Annotated in this window: 4 protein-coding genes; 1 reads left to right on the top strand and 3 read right to left on the bottom strand. The window is 38.9% G+C overall.

What is annotated here, in order from left to right; genetic code table 11:
* Positions 1 to 274: 274 nt before the first annotated feature.
* From nhaC to LOK41_RS27280, 3 genes are all read right to left on the bottom strand, one after another.
* The gene (gene nhaC, locus LOK41_RS27290; protein WP_241819234.1) at positions 275 to 1,687 is read right to left on the bottom strand and encodes a Na+/H+ antiporter NhaC; all 1,413 of its coding nucleotides are present in this window, start codon (positions 1,685 to 1,687) and stop codon (positions 275 to 277) included.
* 215 nt (positions 1,688 to 1,902) lie between these two features.
* Positions 1,903 to 3,333 (bottom strand): aspartate ammonia-lyase, encoded by a 1,431-nt coding sequence (aspA, locus tag LOK41_RS27285; protein WP_241819227.1) that lies wholly within the window; start codon positions 3,331 to 3,333, stop codon positions 1,903 to 1,905.
* A gap of 22 nt (positions 3,334 to 3,355) precedes the next feature.
* A complete protein-coding gene (locus LOK41_RS27280; RefSeq protein WP_241819220.1) occupies positions 3,356 to 4,345 on the bottom strand; it encodes a type I asparaginase in 990 nt (329 codons plus the stop codon).
* A 218-nt stretch (positions 4,346 to 4,563) separates the two neighbouring features.
* On the opposite strand from LOK41_RS27280, the gene LOK41_RS27275 reads away from it, so the two are divergent.
* The gene (locus LOK41_RS27275) at positions 4,564 to 4,932 is read left to right on the top strand and encodes a helix-turn-helix domain-containing protein (RefSeq protein WP_241819213.1); all 369 of its coding nucleotides are present in this window, start codon (positions 4,564 to 4,566) and stop codon (positions 4,930 to 4,932) included.
* Positions 4,933 to 4,965: the final 33 nt, after the last annotated feature.

Raw genomic sequence — 4,965 nt, 5'->3', positions numbered from 1 at the left:
CTTTAACTTTATATTCTCTATGAAAACTGCCATCTTGATATATTTGTACTGCCAATCCAGTAGTCCTAGTTTTTGGTTCTACCTGTACACTTTGAGGTAGGTAAAATGATGTTCCTTTTTAAACTGTTTTCCTTTAAAATACCCCATATATCATTCTCCTGCTCACACTTTTTCTACAGGTTATCTCAGTTTAGAAACCTTTGCAACAGAACCCTTTATCGTAATTTATAAGCAATCTTGAGACTCAACTTTTTAACAAATGTGTTACACGGGTTTAATTAGCCTTCTGCTGCAGCGGCACCTCTACGTCATTTTTAGTGTACCAAATATATTTTCCTGTATAACCATAAATGATCGCAAGTACAATGGAAACGAAACTTAACCACATGAATGGAACATAGGAAAAGGTAGATATGCCTAAAATCCCTGCCATGAAAATCCCGTTGTCAGACCAAGGAATCATCCCAGATGTCATCGTACCGCCGACCTCAGAATTTCTAGCTAATACTCTCCGATCAATGTGTAATTTATCATAGTTTTCTTCCATGATCTTGGGTGTTAAAATTAATGAAACGTACATAGCACAACCAAATACATTCGCTAAAAAGGCAACAATTAATGTTGACAGGGTCACATTACCGGCTGAAGTTAGGTGATTCTGAAATTTGGAAACGATCACTTTTAGTACTCCCAAATGCTCCAACAGACCACCAAATCCTAATCCGAAAATAATGACGACGATTGAGCCAAGCATTCCCTCGATTCCCCCACGGTTCAGAAGATCATCCATGAATTCAATGCCTGTATCAATTGAAAAACCACTGTAAGCGGTACCCAGAGCCTCAGAAAAATCCATCCCTTGGAATACGGAAGCCCAAATGGTCCCTAAGAGAGCCCCTGCAGCAATTGTTGGCATTGAAGGTTGTTTCAGTGCGAGCATTAGAATAACAAATATCGCAGGAATAAGCATCCAAATTTGAATATCGAAGTTTTCAAGTAATGCAGCCTTCAAAAATTCTACTTTTTCTAAATCTGTATTTTTTCCGCCATACATAAACCCTGCGATGGTAAAAAGAATAGCAGTAATGATGTAAGCTGGGATATCTAAATATAACATGGCACGTACATGTGCAATAACATCCACTTTCGACATTGATGCTGCGAGTACGGTACTGTCAGATAGTGGAGAAAGCTTATCTCCGAAGTATGCACCGGAAAGAACAGCACCAGCTACAAGCGGCAGAGGAATACCCATTCCCTCTCCAATTGCCATCATCGCGATTCCAGCAGTCCCGACTGTTCCCCATGATGTACCTGTCGCCAAAGATGTGATCGAGCAAATGACGAGAGTGGCTAATAAGAAAATGCTAGGGTGAATAAACTCCAACCCATAAAAAATAAGTGTCGGCACGATTCCTCCCGCAATCCAAGTCCCGATAAGAGCACCGACTGCAACAAGAATTAAAACGGCCTCAAGGCCATTCGAAATCCCGTTTGTAATAGCTCCTTGCAGTTGTTTATATCGGTGTCCTAATCGTAATCCAAGTAAAATAACGATGAACCACGAAATAAATAGTGCTAGCTGTATCGGTAAATCAAACATCACAGTAAAAGAAAAAACAATAGCTAAAAATAACCCCAATGTAAAAATAATTTCTAACATAGATGGTAATCGTACATGATTCACCCTTACGTCCCCCCCTTAAAATAAAACGCTTTCAAATTTATTTAAAAAATACATCCTTCTTTTATAAATCATCCGTAAGTTGAGGATTCATAAGCAAAAGATAAAATTAGAATAAAAAATTCAATGACTTTGCCTATCAAGCTATGGCTCCTAATAGGCATGGTTATTCCTACAAAATTCAATAGACGTTTATATTATTCATAGATTAATTGGTTTTACTGACGATCGAAAAGAGTACCACCAGCTATACCAGGATTTGTCATTTCGTAGGGATTTAAAATCAAATCGAGTTCTTCCTCTGTCAGTACATCATATTGCAGGCAAAGCTCTCGTACCGATTTACCTTTTAAAATGGCTTCCCGTGCAATTCGCGCTACAACTTCATATCCTAAGTGCGGATTTACGGCTGTAATTATTCCCACGCTTTTTTCAACATATTCTTTCATCCGGTCTTCATTTGCCTCGATACCTGTTAGACAAAAGTCTGTAAAACTTCGGAACGCATTGTCCATGATGCTGATGGATTGGAGCAAGTTAAAGACCAGCACAGGTTCCATTACGTTTAATTCAAGCTGTCCCGCTTCAGAGGCCAAACAAATCGTATGGTCGTTACCGATGACCTGAAAGGCGACTTGGTTAATGAGCTCAGCCATTACTGGGTTGACTTTTCCAGGCATAATGGAGGAACCAGGCTGACGTGACGGTAAGGTAATTTCACCAAGTCCCGCACGTGGGCCGGATGCCATCAATCGTAAGTCGTTCGCGATTTTGGACATATTCATCATGCAGACCTTCAATGCAGCTGACACTTCTGTGTAGGCATCCGTGTTTTGTGTTACATCAACAAGGTGCTCAGCTCCGACAAGCGGCAATCCGCTTATGTCTGCAAGGTGCTTTACAACATTTTTGATATACCGAGGGTCAGCATTTAAACCTGTCCCTACAGCTGTCGCTCCCATATTCACTTCGTAAAGATGCTGGCGCGTTTGTCCAATCCGTTTAATGTCGCGTTCCAATACGCGGCTGTATGCTTCAAATTCTTGACCAAGGCGAATTGGTACGGCATCTTGAAGATGGGTGCGTCCCATTTTTATGACATGGTCGAATTGTTGAGCTTTCTTTTTGAAGACATCTAACATATCATCCATCGTATCGAGAAGCTTCTCTAGTAAATTAAGGCTTGAAATATGAATGGCTGTCGGAAACACATCGTTCGTTGATTGCGACATATTCACATGACTGTTCGGGCTTAAATTCCAATATTCACCTTTATTATGACCAAGCAGTTCAAGCGCACGGTTTGCGATGACTTCATTTGCATTCATGTTCATTGAAGTACCTGCGCCACCCTGGATCGGATCGACTATAAAATACTCGTGCCAGTTTCCTTCCAGAATTTCATCTGAAGCTTGAACAATTACTTTACCAATTCCTTCATATAGACGCTTGACATCCATATTGGCCAGTGCGGCTGCTTTTTTCACCATTGCTAGCGCTTTAATCATTTCTTTATGAATTTTGTATCCAGTGATTGGGAAATTATCTACAGCGCGTAACGTTTGTATTCCATAATAAACATCTGCAAGAATTTCCTTTTCACCGAGAAAATCTTTTTCAATTCGGTATACTATCTCGTTTTTTACCATTTTCCCTGCTCCCCTGTATGTGTTAGAATGTGATGTCATCTGCAATTGGTGTTTCCATCATTTCCTTCACCTTTTTTGGATCCTGCGTCTTGCCCAATACCCACATCAACTTAGGAACAATGGCTTCTGTATTCATATTTCTGGAACGAATAATGACATTTTGATTTACTTTTCGTCCTACTTCATATATATCAATATCCTCTCCTTCCTCTAAACATTGCGTAGTAATGACAACAGATATTCCACACTCGGTCAACTCATTCAATTTCTCCAAAATATTTCTTCCCTGAAATGGAATGCCACCGCTTCCATAACTTTCAATTACAATCCCCTGACATTGGTTTTTCAGAAAATCAAAGAATTCTGGCTTAATCCCAGGAAATAGCTTAACTAAAGAAACATCAGTACAAAGGGAAGTATCTAACTTAATTTCCTTATTCTTTGGTGAATGAAAAGGCTTATTATACTCAATATCATCTTCATGTATAGAGGCAACATAAGGGTAATTGATACTTTCAAACGAATCATAGCTTTTCGTTCTCAATTTAATGGCCCTTGTTCCCTGGATGACTCTCCCGTCAAAAACTACATATACTCCGCCGATTTCTTCACAAGCAAAGCGAATCGCGTCAGAAATATTTCTTTTAGCATCTGTTTTCTTAAAAGAAATTGGGATTTGAGAACCTGTAATCACAATTGGTTTTTCTACATCTTGTAACATATATGAGAGTGCAGCTGAAGTGTAGGCCATTGTGTCTGTCCCATGTGTGATAACAAAACCGTCGTAATCATGGTAATGATCATAGATAGATTTTGCTATTTCAACCCAATATTCCGGTTGCATATTTGTACTATCAATATTCATCAAAGGCTTACTATCAATCTGACAGAGTAAATTTAATCCCGGTAGATGACTTAAAATTTCGTCGGCTTTCATCTCAGGAACTAGCCCGTTTTTCCCTTCTAACGAAGCAATTGTCCCACCGGTCGTAAGCAACATCAACTTCTTCAATATAATACCTCCTATAAATTCCCCTGTTTCAGCATTAAAATCACTAGATGCATAATGACAGAATAAAATGTATTTTCAGTAAAAAATACGCGTATCGCGTACTTTCATTATAATTATAGTCATGCACCTAGAGGAAAGCAAGTAAATATTATTCATTTCGCGTACATTCTATTTTCATATGATGGTATAATAAATTGAAATAAAAGGAGCGTAAAAAAATGATTTTAAATAGATTAACTACATTAAGGAAGAGCAAAAGCTGGTCATTACAATATACGGCTGATCGACTCGGAATTGCCAAAAGTACTTATGCAGGTTACGAATCGGGGCACCGCCGCCCTTCATTAGAAGCAATTAAATTAATAGCTGATTTATTTGACACATCAACCGATTACATCCTAGGCAGAGTTGATCATCCAACTTTTCAGCTTGAAGAGGATACCTCAAAGTCAGTTCAATTCATGGAATTAACGAATCTATCGATTTTGGAGCTGGCGGTCGATGGAACCTCTCTTTCTAAAGAAGAGATGCAACAATTTATTGCTTTTATTAGAGCTAAGCGAGAATTGGAAGGAAAGGCACCATAAACGATGTAAAACAAGTGAGACATTGGTCTAAAG

Origin of the sequence: Bacillus sp. TL12, from assembly GCF_022625245.1 — a bacterium.
In the GTDB taxonomy this organism is placed as follows: Bacteria; Bacillota; Bacilli; order Bacillales; family Bacillaceae_G; genus Bacillus_A.
Note: the sequence above shows the minus strand (reverse complement) of the source record. Positions and strands in the feature narration are given on the sequence as shown.